General features: G+C 37.3%; 14 protein-coding genes. 12 read left to right on the plus strand and 2 right to left on the minus strand.

Annotation, left to right across the window (positions count from 1 at the left end; all coding sequences use genetic code 11):
- Position 1 precedes the first annotated feature (1 nt).
- The 4 genes from rplI to IGL13_RS00070 all read left to right on the plus strand — a co-directional run bounded on the left by rplI (position 2) and on the right by IGL13_RS00070 (position 4,618).
- A complete protein-coding gene (rplI, locus tag IGL13_RS00055; RefSeq protein WP_002356023.1) occupies positions 2-454 on the plus strand; it encodes a 50S ribosomal protein L9 in 453 nt (150 codons plus the stop codon).
- Positions 455-726: 272 nt separating this feature from the next.
- Positions 727-2,094, plus strand: a complete 1,368-nt coding sequence (dnaB, locus tag IGL13_RS00060; RefSeq protein ID WP_002381331.1) for a replicative DNA helicase — start codon at positions 727-729, stop codon at positions 2,092-2,094.
- Positions 2,095-2,330: 236 nt separating this feature from the next.
- On the plus strand, positions 2,331-3,623 hold the full coding sequence (locus IGL13_RS00065; protein WP_002359213.1) for an adenylosuccinate synthase: 1,293 nt from the start codon (positions 2,331-2,333) through the stop codon (positions 3,621-3,623).
- Positions 3,624-3,748: 125 nt separating this feature from the next.
- Positions 3,749-4,618 carry a DegV family protein gene (locus IGL13_RS00070; protein ID WP_002359214.1) on the plus strand — a complete coding sequence of 290 codons (870 nt, stop codon included), beginning with the start codon at positions 3,749-3,751 and terminating at the stop codon, positions 4,616-4,618.
- Positions 4,619-5,013: 395 nt separating this feature from the next.
- Here IGL13_RS00070 and IGL13_RS00075 read toward each other — a convergent pair whose 3' ends face one another.
- A complete protein-coding gene (locus IGL13_RS00075; protein ID WP_002356027.1) occupies positions 5,014-6,645 on the minus strand; it encodes an ABC-F family ATP-binding cassette domain-containing protein in 1,632 nt (543 codons plus the stop codon).
- A gap of 252 nt (positions 6,646-6,897) precedes the next feature.
- Between IGL13_RS00075 and IGL13_RS00080 the strand changes: the two genes are divergently transcribed.
- From IGL13_RS00080 to IGL13_RS00115, 8 genes are all read left to right on the plus strand, one after another.
- A complete protein-coding gene (locus tag IGL13_RS00080) occupies positions 6,898-9,783 on the plus strand; it encodes a sigma 54-interacting transcriptional regulator (RefSeq protein ID WP_002356028.1) in 2,886 nt (961 codons plus the stop codon).
- 202 nt (positions 9,784-9,985) lie between these two features.
- Positions 9,986-10,498 carry a mannose/fructose/sorbose PTS transporter subunit IIB gene (locus IGL13_RS00085; protein WP_002385473.1) on the plus strand — a complete coding sequence of 171 codons (513 nt, stop codon included), beginning with the start codon at positions 9,986-9,988 and terminating at the stop codon, positions 10,496-10,498.
- 234 nt (positions 10,499-10,732) lie between these two features.
- Entirely contained in the window at positions 10,733-11,725 is a 993-nt protein-coding gene (locus IGL13_RS00090; RefSeq protein WP_002356030.1) for a mannose/fructose/sorbose PTS transporter subunit IIA, read from the plus strand.
- A 34-nt stretch (positions 11,726-11,759) separates the two neighbouring features.
- The gene (locus IGL13_RS00095; RefSeq protein ID WP_002356031.1) at positions 11,760-12,563 is read left to right on the plus strand and encodes a PTS mannose/fructose/sorbose transporter subunit IIC; all 804 of its coding nucleotides are present in this window, start codon (positions 11,760-11,762) and stop codon (positions 12,561-12,563) included.
- 22 nt (positions 12,564-12,585) lie between these two features.
- On the plus strand, positions 12,586-13,497 hold the full coding sequence (locus IGL13_RS00100) for a PTS system mannose/fructose/sorbose family transporter subunit IID (protein ID WP_002356032.1): 912 nt from the start codon (positions 12,586-12,588) through the stop codon (positions 13,495-13,497).
- 60 nt (positions 13,498-13,557) lie between these two features.
- Positions 13,558-13,758 (plus strand): hypothetical protein, encoded by a 201-nt coding sequence (locus IGL13_RS00105; protein WP_016632573.1) that lies wholly within the window; start codon positions 13,558-13,560, stop codon positions 13,756-13,758.
- Positions 13,759-13,773: 15 nt separating this feature from the next.
- Complete coding sequence (locus IGL13_RS00110) at positions 13,774-14,151, plus strand: DUF956 family protein (protein ID WP_002356033.1); 378 nt, start codon at positions 13,774-13,776, stop codon at positions 14,149-14,151.
- A gap of 247 nt (positions 14,152-14,398) precedes the next feature.
- On the plus strand, positions 14,399-14,926 hold the full coding sequence (locus IGL13_RS00115) for an HdeD family acid-resistance protein (protein ID WP_002356034.1): 528 nt from the start codon (positions 14,399-14,401) through the stop codon (positions 14,924-14,926).
- A 46-nt stretch (positions 14,927-14,972) separates the two neighbouring features.
- Here IGL13_RS00115 and IGL13_RS00120 read toward each other — a convergent pair whose 3' ends face one another.
- A complete protein-coding gene (locus tag IGL13_RS00120) occupies positions 14,973-15,176 on the minus strand; it encodes a hypothetical protein (RefSeq protein WP_002381332.1) in 204 nt (67 codons plus the stop codon).
- Positions 15,177-15,205 lie beyond the last annotated feature (29 nt).

Below are 15,205 nucleotides of genomic sequence, written 5' to 3' on the forward strand. Positions count from 1 at the left end.
AATGAAAGTCATTTTTTTACAAGACGTTAAAGGAAAAGGAAAAAAAGGGGACGTAAAAGAAGTGCCAACTGGTTACGCCCAAAACTTTTTAATTAAAAATGGTTATGCGAAAGAAGCCAATAAAGGGAGCATGAGTGCGTTAGCGGGTCAAAAGAAAGCCCAAGAAAAACATGAAGCAGAAGTTTTAGCACAAGCAAAAGAAATGCAAGCCTTTTTAGAAGATGAAAAGACTGTCGTAGAGATCAAGGCAAAAGCTGGAGAAGACAGCCGTTTATTTGGCTCAATTCCTTCAAAACAAATTGCAGAAGCCTTAAACAAACAATACAATGTAAAATTGGATAAACGCAAAATCGAATTAGCCAACCCAATTCGTTCTTTAGGTTACACTAACGTACCAGTCAAACTACATCATGAAGTTACAGCGAAAATTAAGGTTCATGTCGTAGCGGAATAATACAATCGATAAAAAAGAAGCCGATTTCTCCGGCTTCTTTTTTATGCAAAATAAATTACTCGAATTATTTTTATAATATTTAAAAATCAAATAAACAACACTTTAAATTAACAAAAGTATTATATTTTTATTATTTGTATATTTTTTAGAATTGGAAAGTGAACTAAAAATAGAGAAATCAGCAGAGAAAAAATGTACTTTTTTTAATGAAATTGTGTTAAAATGGATAGACTAAATGAACCAGAAAGTAAGACATCGTGGGAGAGAACAAAATGAATGAATTATTGCAAGATAGGGTACCACCGCAAAATATTGAAGCGGAACAAGCCGTTTTAGGTTCTATTTTCTTAGATGCAGATGTGCTAATAGAAGCGATGGAATATGTGGAACCTAAAGATTTCTATCGTCGTAGTCATCAGTTGATTTTCCAAACGATGATGACCTTAAGCGACCGAAATGAAGCGATTGATGTGGTAACAATCAAAGATCGCCTAGAACAAGAGAATTTGTTAGAAGATGTTGGTGGACTAAGTTATCTGTCAGATTTAGCTTTAGCTGTGCCAACAGCTGCCAATGTCATTTATTATGCAAAAATTGTTGAACAAAAATCGTTGCTGCGCAACTTAATCCAAACCGCTACAGAGATTGTAACTAAAGGCTTTGAGCAAGGTGAAGATGTTGAATCTATTTTGGATGATGCAGAACGAAGCATTTTAGAAGTCTCCGAAAAGCGGAATCGTAGTGGCTTTTTATCAATTTCAGATGTTCTAAATACAACTATTGCGAATATTGACCAATTATACCAAAATGATGAAGAGATTACTGGTTTACCTACAGGCTATCAAGCATTGGATAAAATGACTGCCGGCTTGCAAGCGGAAGAGCTAATTATTTTAGCGGCCCGTCCAGCGGTAGGGAAAACCGCTTTTGCATTAAATATTGCCCAAAATGTCGGCACCAAAACAGATAAAGCTGTCGCTATTTTTAGTTTAGAAATGGGGGCAGAATCATTAGTGAACCGGATGCTTTGTGCAGAAGGATCCATTGAGGCCAGCCATTTAAGAACAGGGCAATTATCTGAAGAAGAATGGCAAAACTTAATTATTGCGATGGGTAGTTTGTCCCGTGCGAATATCTATATTGATGACACACCAGGGATTAAAATTACCGAAATTCGTGCGAAATGTCGTAAATTAGCACAAGAAAAAGGCAACTTAGGTCTAATTTTGATCGACTACCTACAATTGATTGAAGGAACTGGAAAAGAGAACCGCCAACAGGAGGTTTCTGATATTTCACGTCAATTAAAAAAATTAGCGAAAGAATTAAAAGTCCCGGTTATCGCTTTGTCACAGCTTTCTCGTGGCGTGGAACAACGTCAAGATAAACGTCCTGTGTTAAGTGATATTCGTGAATCAGGTTCCATTGAGCAAGATGCCGATATCGTTGCCTTTCTTTATCGTGATGATTACTACGATCGTGGTGAAGGAGAAGACGGCGATCATGAGCCACCAGAAGTTGACAATGTTGTAGAAGTCATCATTGAGAAAAACCGTAGTGGTGCGCGTGGAACGGTCGAATTACTTTTCATTAAAGAATATAATAAATTTTCTTCGCTTTCGCCGAGGACAGAATTTTAAAAAACGAACTCATTTTTTGAGTTCGTTTTTTTGCTTATTAAGGGATTAAAATCAGAGAGTAAAACACGAACAATATTCGTATATTTTATTATTTTACAAAAACATAACTAAAAATGTTCGTATTTCTGACAGAAACGCTTTTGATTGTGAAAGAATATTCGATTTTTACCCTTGAAAGGGACTGGTTTTACTGGTACAATGATTCAGGACAAAAAAATTATGAACGAGGTGTTCGAATGTCATCAGTAGTAGTTGTTGGAACGCAATGGGGCGACGAAGGTAAAGGAAAAATTACAGACTTTCTAAGTGAAAACGCAGAAGTGATCGCTCGTTACCAAGGCGGAGATAACGCCGGACATACCATTAAATTCGACGGCGTAACGTATAAATTACATTTAATTCCTTCAGGGATTTTCTATAAAGAAAAAATTAGTGTAATTGGTAACGGCGTAGTTGTGAATCCAAAATCTTTAGTAAAAGAATTAGCTTATTTAAAAGAAAATAATGTTGCCACTGATAATTTACGTATTTCAGATCGTGCCCATGTCATCTTGCCGTATCATATTAAATTGGATCAATTGCAAGAAGATGCGAAAGGTGAAAACAAGATTGGGACAACGATTAAAGGAATTGGCCCAGCCTACATGGATAAAGCAGCACGGGTGGGAATCCGTATCGCTGATTTATTGGATAAAGAAATTTTTGCGGAACGTTTGCAAATTAACTTAGAAGAAAAAAATCGTCAATTCGTTAAAATGTTTGATAGCGAAGCCATTGAATTTGATGATATTTTTGAAGAATACTATGAATACGGACAACAAATTAAACAATATGTTACAGATACTTCGGTTATTTTAAACGATGCATTAGATGCTGGAAAACGGGTTTTATTTGAAGGGGCACAAGGTGTCATGTTGGATATCGATCAAGGAACCTATCCATTTGTTACTTCCTCTAATCCAGTAGCTGGTGGCGTAACTATCGGTAGTGGCGTTGGTCCATCAAAAATTAATAAAGTGGTTGGTGTCTGCAAAGCGTACACTTCACGTGTCGGTGACGGCCCATTCCCAACAGAATTATTTGATGAAACAGGAGAAACCATTCGTCGTGTCGGTAAAGAATACGGAACAACAACAGGACGTCCGCGTCGTGTCGGTTGGTTTGATTCAGTAGTCATGCGTCATTCAAAACGTGTATCAGGGATTACAAACTTGTCATTAAACTCGATTGACGTGTTAAGTGGTTTAGAAACGGTGAAAATTTGTACAGCTTATGAACTTGATGGTGAATTAATTTATCATTATCCAGCAAGCTTGAAAGAATTAAGCCGCTGTAAACCAGTTTATGAAGAATTACCAGGTTGGTCTGAAGATATCACTGGTTGCAAAACTTTAGCCGATTTACCAGCTAATGCTCGTAACTATGTGCATCGGATTTCAGAATTAGTTGGTGTGCGCATTTCAACATTCTCTGTAGGTCCAGACCGTAACCAAACGAACGTTTTAGAAAGCGTTTGGGCACAAATTTAAGCAGATTTTTAAGGGAACGTAAAGGATGGCTTATGCCAGTTCAGCCTTTACGTTCTTTTTTAATTTTTATATAAAAATTAAAAACTATGGTAAAATAAAAGAAAACATGAAGGGGGCAATTGTCCGTGAATTATCAATTAGTGACAGATTCTTGTTGTGACTTGCCGTATACATACTTAAAAGAAAACCAAGTACCTTTTATTAGCATGAATATTCAAATTGACGGGAAAGAATATCGCGATGATTTAGGCGAAACGTTTGATTATCAGAACTTCTTAACGGCTATTAAAAATGGAAGTATGCCCACTACCTCTCAAGTTAATGTAGGACGCTACAATGAATTTTTCCGTCCTTTTGTGGAGCAAGGGTTACCGGTGATTTATTTAGCTTTTTCATCTGGGTTAAGTGGCTCTTATCAAAGTGCGTTGCAATCAGTAGAGATGTTAAAAGAAGAGTACGATAATGTAGAAATTCATATTATTGATACAAAAGCAGCTAGCTTAGGTCAAGGGATGTTAGTCCGAGAAGCCATTCGATTACAAACAGATGGTCATTCATTAGGAGAAGTTGTTGCCTATCTTGAAGAGCAAAAAATGAAACTTCACTCGTGGGTAACGGTAGATGATTTAAAACATTTAGAACGTGGCGGACGGATTTCTAAAACAGCGGCAGCACTTGGTGGCTTAATGAACATTAAACCAATTATTCGCGTGGATGCGGCAGGCAAACTAGCATCCGTTGGTAAAACTCGTGGACGAAACAAGTCCTTGCAAAAGATTGCGCAAGAAACGATTCAAGGCATTGTAGAGCCAATGAAACAAACACTGTTGATTGCATATGCGGGAACGAAAGATGACGCGGAAAAAGTCAAAGAATTAATTGAAAAAGAAATAGAGGTTAATGAGATACTGATTTATCCTCTAGGCCCCACCATTACTAGTCATACTGGAATAGGTTGTATTGCTGTGTTTTCTTTTGGTGAAAAAAGAAAATAAAAAATGAGCCTGGGACAAAAATCACTTTGGATTTTTGTCCCAGGCTTAAAAATTGATAAACGGCGGGAACAGAAGCAACACTACGCGTTGCTCCGATCTCAACAACTTCTAAGAGCTAAAGCTCTAAGAGTTGAAGGTCCTTCGGAAATAAGCCGAAATTGTTGAGAATCACGAAGAACGTAGTGATTCGATGATGAACAATACCTACTTGGTCTCCAAAAATTATAGAACACCGGGTAGGTATCATGCAACATCAACTCGTTCCTCGTTGTGTTTTATGACAATTTTCGGAAATTCCTTCTTATTGCTGAGAAACACTATTTGCAAAGTAAATAGATGTTGAACAGTACCTACTTGGTTCTCGGAGTTAAACGCTTCTGTCCCGACCTCATTTTTTAATAATCTGAACTGAATAAAATGTCCATTTGTTTTTGAATTTCTGGGTTTTCCAAGAATTCATCATAGGTTGTTTCTGCCCGATCAATGACCCCTTTATCAGAAACAGCAATAATTCGGTTCGCTAATGTTTGGATAAATTGGTGGTCATGTGAAGCAAAAAGAATTGAACCAGTGAAAGCCATCAACCCATCATTTAATGCAGTGATTGATTCTAAGTCTAAGTGGTTCGTTGGATCATCTAAAACTAAGACATTGGCTTTGGAAAGCATCAATTTTGAAAGCATGACACGCACTTTTTCGCCTCCGGAAAGAACATTGACTGGTTTTAGTACCTCTTCACCAGAGAATAACATCCGACCTAAGAAACTACGTAAGAACGTATTGTCATCTTCTTCTTTACCAGCAAATTGACGTAACCAATCTAAAATGGTTAATGGCTCTTCAAAGTCTTTGCTGTTGTCTTTTGGTAAATAAGCTTGGCTAGTTGTAACGCCCCAACGAACAGAACCTGTATCGGGAGTAATTTCGCCCATAATCACTTTGAATAACGTAGTCGTTGTAATATCTGAGTCAGCGATGAATGCCACTTTATCATCTTTTGTTAAGTTGAACGAGATATTATCTAAGATTTTTTTGCCATCAATCGTTACAGAGACATTTTCAACTTGTAATAAGTCATTGCCGATTTCACGTTCTGGTGTAAAACCAACGAATGGATAACGACGAGAGGAAGGTTGAATGTCATCTAAGGTAATTTTATCTAACATTTTTTTACGAGACGTTGCTTGTTTTGATTTTGAGGCATTGGCACTAAAACGAGCGATAAAGTCTTGTAATTCTTTGATTTGTTCTTCTTTTTTGGCATTAGATTGTGCTTGCAATTTTGTCGCTAGTTGGCTTGATTCCAACCAGAAATCATAGTTACCAACGTAAAGTTTGATTTTACTAAAGTCTAAATCTGCCATGTGAGTGCAGACTTTGTTTAGGAAATGACGGTCATGGGAAACCACGATAACGGTATTTTCAAAGTTGATTAAAAATTCTTCTAACCAATTGATTGAGCGAGTGTCTAAACCATTTGTCGGCTCGTCTAATAGTAAGACATCTGGTTTGCCAAAAAGAGATTGAGCTAATAATACTTTGACTTTTTGACCAGCTGTTAATTCGCTCATTTTTTGATCATGTAATTCTTCTGGAATGTTTAGCCCTTGGAGTAAAACAGCTGCTTCAGGTTCTGCTTCCCAACCGTCAAGTTCAGCAAATTCGCCTTCTAGTTCTGCGGCACGAATCCCATCTTCATCTGAAAAATCTTCTTTCATATAGATAGCATCTTTTTCTTTCATTACTTCGTAAAGACGTTTATGTCCCATAATTACAGTTTCTAAAACAGTGTAGTCTTCGTAGTCAAAGTGATTTTGTTTCAGCGTCGCTAGTCGCTCATTAGGACCCATTGAAACCACGCCAGTTGTCGGTTGAATCTCACCTGATAAAATTTTAAGAAACGTTGATTTTCCTGCACCGTTTGCGCCGATTAAGCCGTAACAGTTGCCAGGAGTAAATTTAATATTCACTTCTTCAAAAAGTTTACGATCTGGAAATTGTAAACTTACATCATTAACAGTAATCAATTGTTTTCCTCGCTTTTAATATATTCTTGAACCTCTCTGCATTATATCGGCTACAGAACCTTTTTTCAAGGAGTTTCAATCTTTTTACAGAAACGAATAAAAAGGTGGGTTTTTTATAGAAAAAAGGCGCTTTTTTAAAATGTTTCATGTGAAACAGAAATTTTTTTCATGAAAGGGTTTTTAGTGTATTTTTTTAATGATACACTGTATCATGTAAATTAATTAGTGTATCGATTAAAGGAGCCATCAAAAATGAAGCGGATTGAAAAAATCTATCAATATGTTAAAGAGCAAACGAAGAATTTAACGCCAATGACCTTAACAAGTGATGCGGGAGTCACGACACAAGAAATTTCAGAACGTTTAAACATTCAGCGGACCAATGCTAGTAAAGATTTGAATCAACTGGTTCGTGAAGGGCGCTTGAAAAAATTATCTGGTCGACCAGTAAAATATGTCGCGCAGGTGGCGTTTCAGCATCGACCATTAACCAAGCCAGTTAAAAGTTATCGGGAAAAATCAATGGATCACTCCACAAAAACTTTTATCGAACCATTGGTTGAACCAGTAGTCACGACAAGTAAAACCCCAGAAGTTGAAGATATTTTCAAAAAAATTATCGGTTCAGCTGGAAGCATGAAAACGCCGGTTGAACAAGCCAAAGCAGCGATTTTATATCCGCCAAAAGGCTTGAATTGTTTAATTACTGGACCAACAGGTTCTGGGAAAACTTATTTTGCTCATGCCATGTTTCAATTTGCGAAGCTGAACCAAATTGTGGCCAAAGAAAAAGAGTTTGTGGTGTTTAACTGTGCAGACTATGCGCATAATCCAGAACTTTTGATGTCGCATTTATTTGGGTATGTGGAAGGGGCCTTCACAGGCGCTACGAAAGCGAAAGAAGGGATTATTGATGAAGCAGATGGCAGCATTCTGTTTTTAGATGAAGTACATCGGTTACCACCCGAAGGACAAGAAATGATTTTTTATTTTATGGATCACGGCGTGTACGCGCGTTTAGGTGAAACAGTGAAATCACATCATGCGGATGTTCGGATTATTTGTGCTACGACGGAGAATCCTACTTCTTCTTTATTGAATACTTTTGTGCGACGCATTCCGATTATCATTCAATTACCGAACTTTAGTGACCGTCCTGCGAAAGAAAAAATTGACCTCCTAAAAGTGATGGTTTCAATGGAAGCAGCGCGGATTCAACGGCGAATCTCTTTGTCAGAAGATGTGGTCAAAGCGTTAATTGGAAGTGTTTCTTATGGAAATGTCGGTCAGCTAAAATCGAATGTGCAACTTGTGACTGCGCGAGGGTTCCTTAATCAGATGGAACAAGAGGAATTAATGATTACGATGGACGAATTAACGGACAATATTAAAGAAGGCATTATGCAACTTGCCAGTAATCGAGAAGTATTGTCGGAGTTATCGAAATATCTGGAACCGCAATTAGTGGTATCACCAAATGAATCTTTAGTAGCTATTCAGTCAGATGCCTATGAATTGCCTTACAATCTATATGAGATTATTGGAGATAAAGCGGCTCTCTTAAAAGCAGACGGCTTGGACCAAGAACTAATTAATAATTTTATTACAACGGATATCAATGTTCATTTAAAATCTTTCTACAAAGATTATGGATTCACCTTTGATACAGAAAATAAATTGGCTGAAATTGTTGACCAACGAATTATTGATGTCACTAAGAAAATTTATAATTTTGCAGCGAAGCGGTTATCGTATTCGTTTCAACCCAATTTTATTTATGCAATGAGTTTACACATTAGTTCTTTCTTGAAACGCATCCAATTAGGTAAAGATCCTAAGCATCCTTTAAATGAAAGTATTCGAAATATGGTTTTAGATTATCCAACAGAGTTTGAAACAGCAAAAGAAATTAAAAATATTATTGAAAGTAGTTATCAGATGGAGATTCCTGAATCTGAAAGTTACTATTTAGCTGTTTTGCTCATTTCTTTAAGAGAAAATCCTGAGGCTGGCCGGATTGGCATTGTCGTGGCTGCGCACGGAAATAGTACCGCTAGCAGTATGGTACAAGTGGTTTCTCAATTGTTAAATGTTGATAATTTGAAGGCTGTGGATATGCCTTTAGATATGCCACCGAAAGAAGCTTTGCGTAAAATCGTTGAAGCAGTTGGTGAAGTGAATGAAGAGAATGGCGTACTATTATTGGTGGATATGGGTTCATTAAGTACGTTTTCAGAAGAAATTGTACGCCAGACAGGCATTGATGTGCGGACAGTAGACATGGTGACCACGCCAATTGTTCTTGAAGCGGCCCGCAAAACCGCATTAATTGATACGCAATTGGAAACACTTCACGAGTCTTTAAAAAACTTTCATGGCTATGCCGATATTCGCCAAAGTGAAACGAAACAAATCATTGAAAATTGGAAAACAAGAGCAATTATTGCTATCTGCGCTTCTGGAGAAGGAACTGCGCGCCGAATGAAAGAGCTTATTGAGGAAGCTGTCTTGCCACAAATAGACTGGCATTTAGAAGTGATTCCTTTGTCCATTGTAAATATGAAAGAAGTCTTGCCTAAAATTCAAGAAGACTATGAAATTATTGCGACAACTGGGATTACCAATCCCAAAATTGGAGTTCCTTATATTTCCATGGAAAATTTCTTTTCCGGTGAAGCAGAAAAAATTATTCAGCAATTACTAGCAGAGCGGAAAGAAGAAGTAATGAATAAGCCGTTGGACGAAGCGGCAGCAAAAGAAATTTGTCTAAAATATATGGAGCAAAGTTTCACTTTCATTAATGGAAAAAAAATCATTGATCTGTTGTGGTCATTCGCTAAAAATATCCAAACCCAATTAGCGATGCCAGAAGAGTACACATTTTATATCAATTTGATTATGCACACATCGGGCATGTTGGAGCGTATTTTACGGAATGATACACTGACGGTTTCAGAAAAGGAACTTGGTCGATTGGTTCAAGAGCCAATTTATCCAGTGATTGTGGCCTCAATTGAGACTATGGAAGAAGCTCTTAATATGGATGTTCCAGCAGAAGAAGTTTATTTTATCGCACAGTTAGTCAAAAATGCTCAGTGTATCGAAGATAAAATCACCGAAATTGATACACTAGATTAATACAGAAAAAACGATACACTATTTATTAGTGTATCGTTTTTTTGATTTTCTTAAAAAAACCTATAATTTTCTAGGTTTCGAACCGATACACTAAAGTTGGCACGAAACTTGCTTATAATAAGGTGTCCCTTTTTACCTAAAATTTTTAGGTAAAAAGACAAAGGTCCTAACCTTTAAAAATGAATTTAAAGGAGCATTCCCGATGGTAATGGATATTCGTTTAGCTCGAATTGATGATCGATTAATTCATGGCCAAGTAGCAACTGTTTGGGCAAAATTGACGAACATTAATCGCATTTTAGTGGTTAGTGATTCCGTTGCTCATGACAATTTGAGAAAAGCCTTGTTGGTTCAAGCTGCTCCACCTGGTGTCAAAGTAAATGTCATCACTGTTCAAAAAATGATTGATGTTTACCCTGATCCTCGTTTTGATTCGTTTCGAGCCATGTTGTTATTCACTAATCCTTTGGACGTGAAACGAGTGGTCGAAGGCGGTGTACAACTAACTTCTGTGAATATTGGCGGAATGAGTTTCAGTACAGGCAAGCGAATGATTACGAATGCAGTCGCAGTGGATGCCAACGATTTAAAAGCATTTCTGTTTTTAAATGAACAAGGTATTGAATTGGAAATTCGAAAAGTCGCAGCAGACAGCCAAGTGAATTTGATGGATTTACTGAAAAAAGAGCGTAGCAAAGAAAATAACGCCAGCTGACGTTCATTTTTACAGACGAAAGACATTGAAAGGATGTGGTGGCCTAGGACCAACATCATTGCTTCATGAACTGTATTGATAAAGGCAAGTGCTGATGTTGAAAAAAATCAAGAACTATTGAAATTTTTTCATTTATTTTTGTCAGAATCTGATTTATCTGATTTTTTTCAAAAAGTGAAAGCGTTTAGCAGTACAACCATGAAAAAAAACATCAATTATACAGGAGGTATAAAAATGGTAGGAATTATCCTAGCAAGTCACGGTGAATTTGCTGAAGGGATCTTGCAATCTGGTGCAATGATCTTTGGCGAACAAGAAAATGTAAAAGCAGTTACGTTAATGCCTAGCGAAGGTCCCGATGATGTAAAAGCAAAAATGCAAGAAGCCATTGCATCGTTTGACAATCAAGACGAAGTACTATTTTTAGTTGACCTATGGGGAGGAACACCATTTAACCAAGCGAACTCATTGTTAGAAGATCATAAAGACAAATGGGCAATCGTTGCAGGTATGAATTTACCAATGGTTATTGAAGCATATGCTTCTCGTTTCTCTATGGAATCAGCACAAGAAATTGCGACACATATTCTTGAAACAGCAAAAGATGGTGTCAAAGTTAAACCAGAAGAGTTACAACCAGCAGAAGCACCAAAAGCTGCTGCGACAGAAGATGCACAGCCAAAAGGTTCGTTACCACCAGGTACAGTTGTTGGCGATGGCAAAATTAAATTTGTGCTAGCACGTATTGATTCACGTTTATTACATGGTCAAGTAGCAACAGCTTGGACAAAAGCAACACAACCAAACAGAATTATTGTTGTTTCTGATGCCGTTGCAAAAGATGACTTACGTAAGAAATTAATCGAACAAGCAGCTCCTCCAGGAGTAAAAGCCAATGTTATTCCAATCAGTAAAATGATTGAAGTAGCGAAAGATCCACGTTTTGGCAATACAAAAGCATTATTATTATTTGAAAATCCTGAAGACGTCTTAAAAGTGGTTGAAGGCGGCGTAGAAATCCCAGAAGTAAACGTTGGTTCAATGGCTCACTCTGTTGGAAAAGTCGTTGTAAGCAAAGTATTATCAATGGGTCAAGAAGACGTTGATACGTTTGATGAATTAAAAGCCAAAGGCATCAAATTTGATGTGCGTAAAGTGCCAAATGATTCAAAAGCGAATATGGACGAAATTTTGAAAAAAGCAAAAAATGAGTTAGCAAACGCGTAACTCGCCAAATACAAATCAAAATAGGAGGCTTATCATGTCTGTTATATCAATTATTTTAGTTTTACTCGTTGCCTTTCTAGCTGGTATGGAAGGGATTTTGGATGAGTTCCAATTCCACCAACCGTTAGTAGCATGTACATTAATCGGATTAGTTACTGGTAATTTAGAAGCCGGAATTGTTTTAGGTGGTACTTTACAAATGATCGCGTTAGGTTGGGCGAACATCGGGGCTGCCGTTGCACCGGATGCCGCTTTAGCATCTGTTGCCTCAGCAATTATTTTAGTTTTAGGTGGCCAAGGTGTTAAAGGTGTTCCTTCAGCGATTGCCATCGCAGTTCCTTTAGCGGTTGCAGGTTTGTTCTTAACAATGATCGTTCGGACAGTTGCGGTTCCAATCGTTCACATGATGGATGCGGCTGCTGAAAAAGGCAACATTAAACAAGTTGAAATGTTACACATTTTCGCTGTATGTTTACAAGGTATTCGTATTGCGATTCCAGCAGGTGCGTTACTATTCATTCCTGCAGACACTGTTCGTAATTTCTTAGAATCAATGCCAGCTTGGTTAACTGATGGTATGGCTATCGGTGGTGGTATGGTCGTTGCCGTAGGTTATGCATTAGTAATCAACATGATGGCAACAAAAGAAGTATGGCCATTCTTCATTATCGGTTTCGTAGTCGCAGCGATTTCTCAATTAACATTAATCGCATTAGGTGCTTTAGGTGTCGCTTTAGCTCTTATTTACTTGAACTTATCTAAAATGGGCGGTTCTTCTAACTCAAATGGCGGAGGCAACTCTGGCGACCCATTAGGCGATATTTTAAACGACTACTAATTCTGAAGGAGGAGCAAAGAAAATGGCAGAAAAAATTCAATTAACTAAAAAAGATCGTTTAGCTGTAGCTTGGCGTTCAACATTTATCCAAGGTTCTTGGAACTATGAACGTATGCAAAACGGCGGCTGGGCATTCTCAATGATTCCAGCAATCAAAAAATTATATAAAACGAAAGAAGAACGTTCAGCGGCGTTAAAACGTCACTTAGAGTTCTTTAATACACACCCATACATTGCCTCACCAATCCTTGGTGTAACATTAGCTTTGGAAGAAGAACGTGCCAATGGCGCACCAGTTGATGACGTAGCGATTCAAGGGGTTAAAGTTGGGATGATGGGTCCTTTAGCCGGTGTCGGTGACCCAGTTTTCTGGTTTACTGTTCGTCCAATGTTAGGAGCTTTAGGTGCTTCCTTAGCAATGGGTGGTAATATCTTAGGCCCAATCTTATTCTTCGTTGCTTGGAACTTAATTCGTTGGTCATTCATGTGGTATACACAAGAGTTTGGTTACAAAGCAGGTTCTAAAATTACTGATGACCTTTCAGGTGGTTTACTACAAGATATTACAAAAGGTGCTTCTATTTTAGGGATGTTCGTACTGGCCGCATTGGTTCAACGTTGGGTATCGATTAAGTTCTTACCAATTGTTTCACAAGTTAAGTTAGACAAAGGTGCTTATATCGAGTGGGATAAACTTCCTGCTGGCGGTGAAGGAATGCATAAAGCCTTTGAACAAGTGAACCAAGGCTTGGCGCTTTCACCAACGAAAGTTACTACTTTACAAGATAACTTAGATCAATTGATTCCAGGTCTAGCACCATTACTACTTACATTCTTATGTATGTGGTTATTGAAGAAAAAAGTTAGCCCAATCGTTATCATTCTTGGTTTATTCGTAGTCGGCGTAGTCGGCCACTTAATCGGCTTATTATAAGAATGACGAGGTCGGGACAGCACCGTTTAGCTCCGAGAAATAAGAAGAAATTTTCGAAAATTGCTCTTTAATTTTTGGAGAATTTCGGCTTATTTCCGAAGGAGCTGGTTCTGTTTCCGCCGTTTATCAGGTTTTGATCCTGGAACAAAAAAAGCGGAAGAGAAGTCGAGAAACTTTTCTTCCGCTTTTTTAAACAAAGATGTAATTTTGTTTGTTTCGATCAGGAAAGAAACGTATAATAAAGAGGAATTAGTCGAATGAAATGGAGCAGATAACATGGTACAATCATTAAACACAAAAGTTGATTTAGTTATAGATGCGACGGCATTTACAGGATTAACAGATTATGGACAAATTATGATAGGTGACCGCGGGTTTGAATTTTACCATGCCAAAGATCCACGTAAGTTTATCCAAATTCCGTGGGAAGAAGTCGATTACGTGTTGGCTTCAGTAATGTTCAAAGGAAAATGGATTCCTCGTTATGCGATTCAAACCAAGAAAAATGGGACGTATACGTTTGCTTCAAAAGAGCCGAAGCGAGTGTTACGAGCTATTCGTGAATATGTTGACCCAGATCATATGGTCCAATCTTTGAGTTTCTTTGATGTCATAAAAAGAGGGATTCTCTCGATTGGGAAAAAGAAAAAATAATTTATAACTGTTACTTTTTTATAAACTAGATGAAAAAGTAGCGGTTTTTTTGTGGGAAAACGAGGGACTTATTTATACAAAAAAGGCACAATTGTGCACCAAAAAAGAGACAATCAAGTGATACGTTGTTTTTAATGGAGTTATCATTGAAATGGTTTTCAGAAAGCACGATGAAAATATTTGACACCTTGTAAAATAGTAGTAACATAATAAGTGTAATAAATTATTTTATAGAGGAGTGAGTGTCATGGAACAACGACAACATCATGGAATGGACTGGGGTTCATTAGTATTAGGAATTCTATTTGTTCTGACTGCATTAATTTCTTTCCAAAATCCTGCCGGTAATTTAATTGCCATTGTGATGGTTTTTGCGATTTTTGCTATTATTAAAGGGATTTTCGAAATTTTTGTACGTAATCGTATGAAAGAATTGCTAGGCTACAAAGCTTATGCACCAATCATCTTAGGGATTATTGATATCCTAATTGGTGTTTACTTATTGTTTAACTTAAATATTGGTGTCGCTGTGTTACCATTTGTTTTTGCAATTTGGTTTTTATTCGACTCAATTTTCGGCTTATTTACTTTAGATTTTGCTAAACGAGTAAGCACAGGTTACTTCTGGTTCACATTAATTGTTGACGTTTTAGGGATTATCTTAGGTGTAATGTTATTATTTAATCCATTGTCTTCAGCATTAACTCTAAGCTTCTTAGTTGGCTTCTACTTTATGATGTTTGGTATTAGCAATATTGTATATGCTTTTAGATAAAAGAAGTAAAAAAAACAGGTTTTCCGAAAAGGAAAACCTGTTTTTTTTAATAACGACGGCGGCAGTTGCCATTATTTCCCGAAATTGTTCGAACAAGCCACACGATAATCGCTACGGGAACTAAAATTTTTACTGCTAGCCACAATAAGCTTCCCACGATACCGACAACGGCACTAAAGAGTGAACCGACAACTAAAAATAAAAGGACCACTAAAAGAATATTTATAAACATTGGTCGTTGATTATTCATACGTACTACCTCCAAATTTTTCCTGTTTT

Source organism: Enterococcus sp. DIV1937 (assembly GCF_050535975.1).
GTDB classification, from domain to species: Bacteria; Bacillota; Bacilli; order Lactobacillales; family Enterococcaceae; genus Enterococcus; species Enterococcus faecalis.

Excerpts from the sequence above, each read along its gene's own strand:
- rplI (WP_002356023.1), top strand. The coding sequence starts at position 2 with ATGAAAGTCATTTTTTTACAAGACGTTAAAGGAAAAGGAAAAAAAGGG.
- dnaB (WP_002381331.1), top strand. The coding sequence starts at position 727 with ATGAATGAATTATTGCAAGATAGGGTACCACCGCAAAATATTGAAGCG.
- IGL13_RS00065 (WP_002359213.1), top strand. The coding sequence starts at position 2,331 with ATGTCATCAGTAGTAGTTGTTGGAACGCAATGGGGCGACGAAGGTAAA.
- IGL13_RS00080 (WP_002356028.1), top strand. The coding sequence starts at position 6,898 with ATGAAGCGGATTGAAAAAATCTATCAATATGTTAAAGAGCAAACGAAG.
- IGL13_RS00085 (WP_002385473.1), top strand. The coding sequence starts at position 9,986 with ATGGTAATGGATATTCGTTTAGCTCGAATTGATGATCGATTAATTCAT.
- IGL13_RS00090 (WP_002356030.1), top strand. The coding sequence starts at position 10,733 with ATGGTAGGAATTATCCTAGCAAGTCACGGTGAATTTGCTGAAGGGATC.
- IGL13_RS00095 (WP_002356031.1), top strand. The coding sequence starts at position 11,760 with ATGTCTGTTATATCAATTATTTTAGTTTTACTCGTTGCCTTTCTAGCT.
- IGL13_RS00100 (WP_002356032.1), top strand. The coding sequence starts at position 12,586 with ATGGCAGAAAAAATTCAATTAACTAAAAAAGATCGTTTAGCTGTAGCT.
- IGL13_RS00110 (WP_002356033.1), top strand. The coding sequence starts at position 13,774 with ATGGTACAATCATTAAACACAAAAGTTGATTTAGTTATAGATGCGACG.
- IGL13_RS00115 (WP_002356034.1), top strand. The coding sequence starts at position 14,399 with ATGGAACAACGACAACATCATGGAATGGACTGGGGTTCATTAGTATTA.
- IGL13_RS00120 (WP_002381332.1), bottom strand. The coding sequence starts at position 15,176 with ATGAATAATCAACGACCAATGTTTATAAATATTCTTTTAGTGGTCCTT.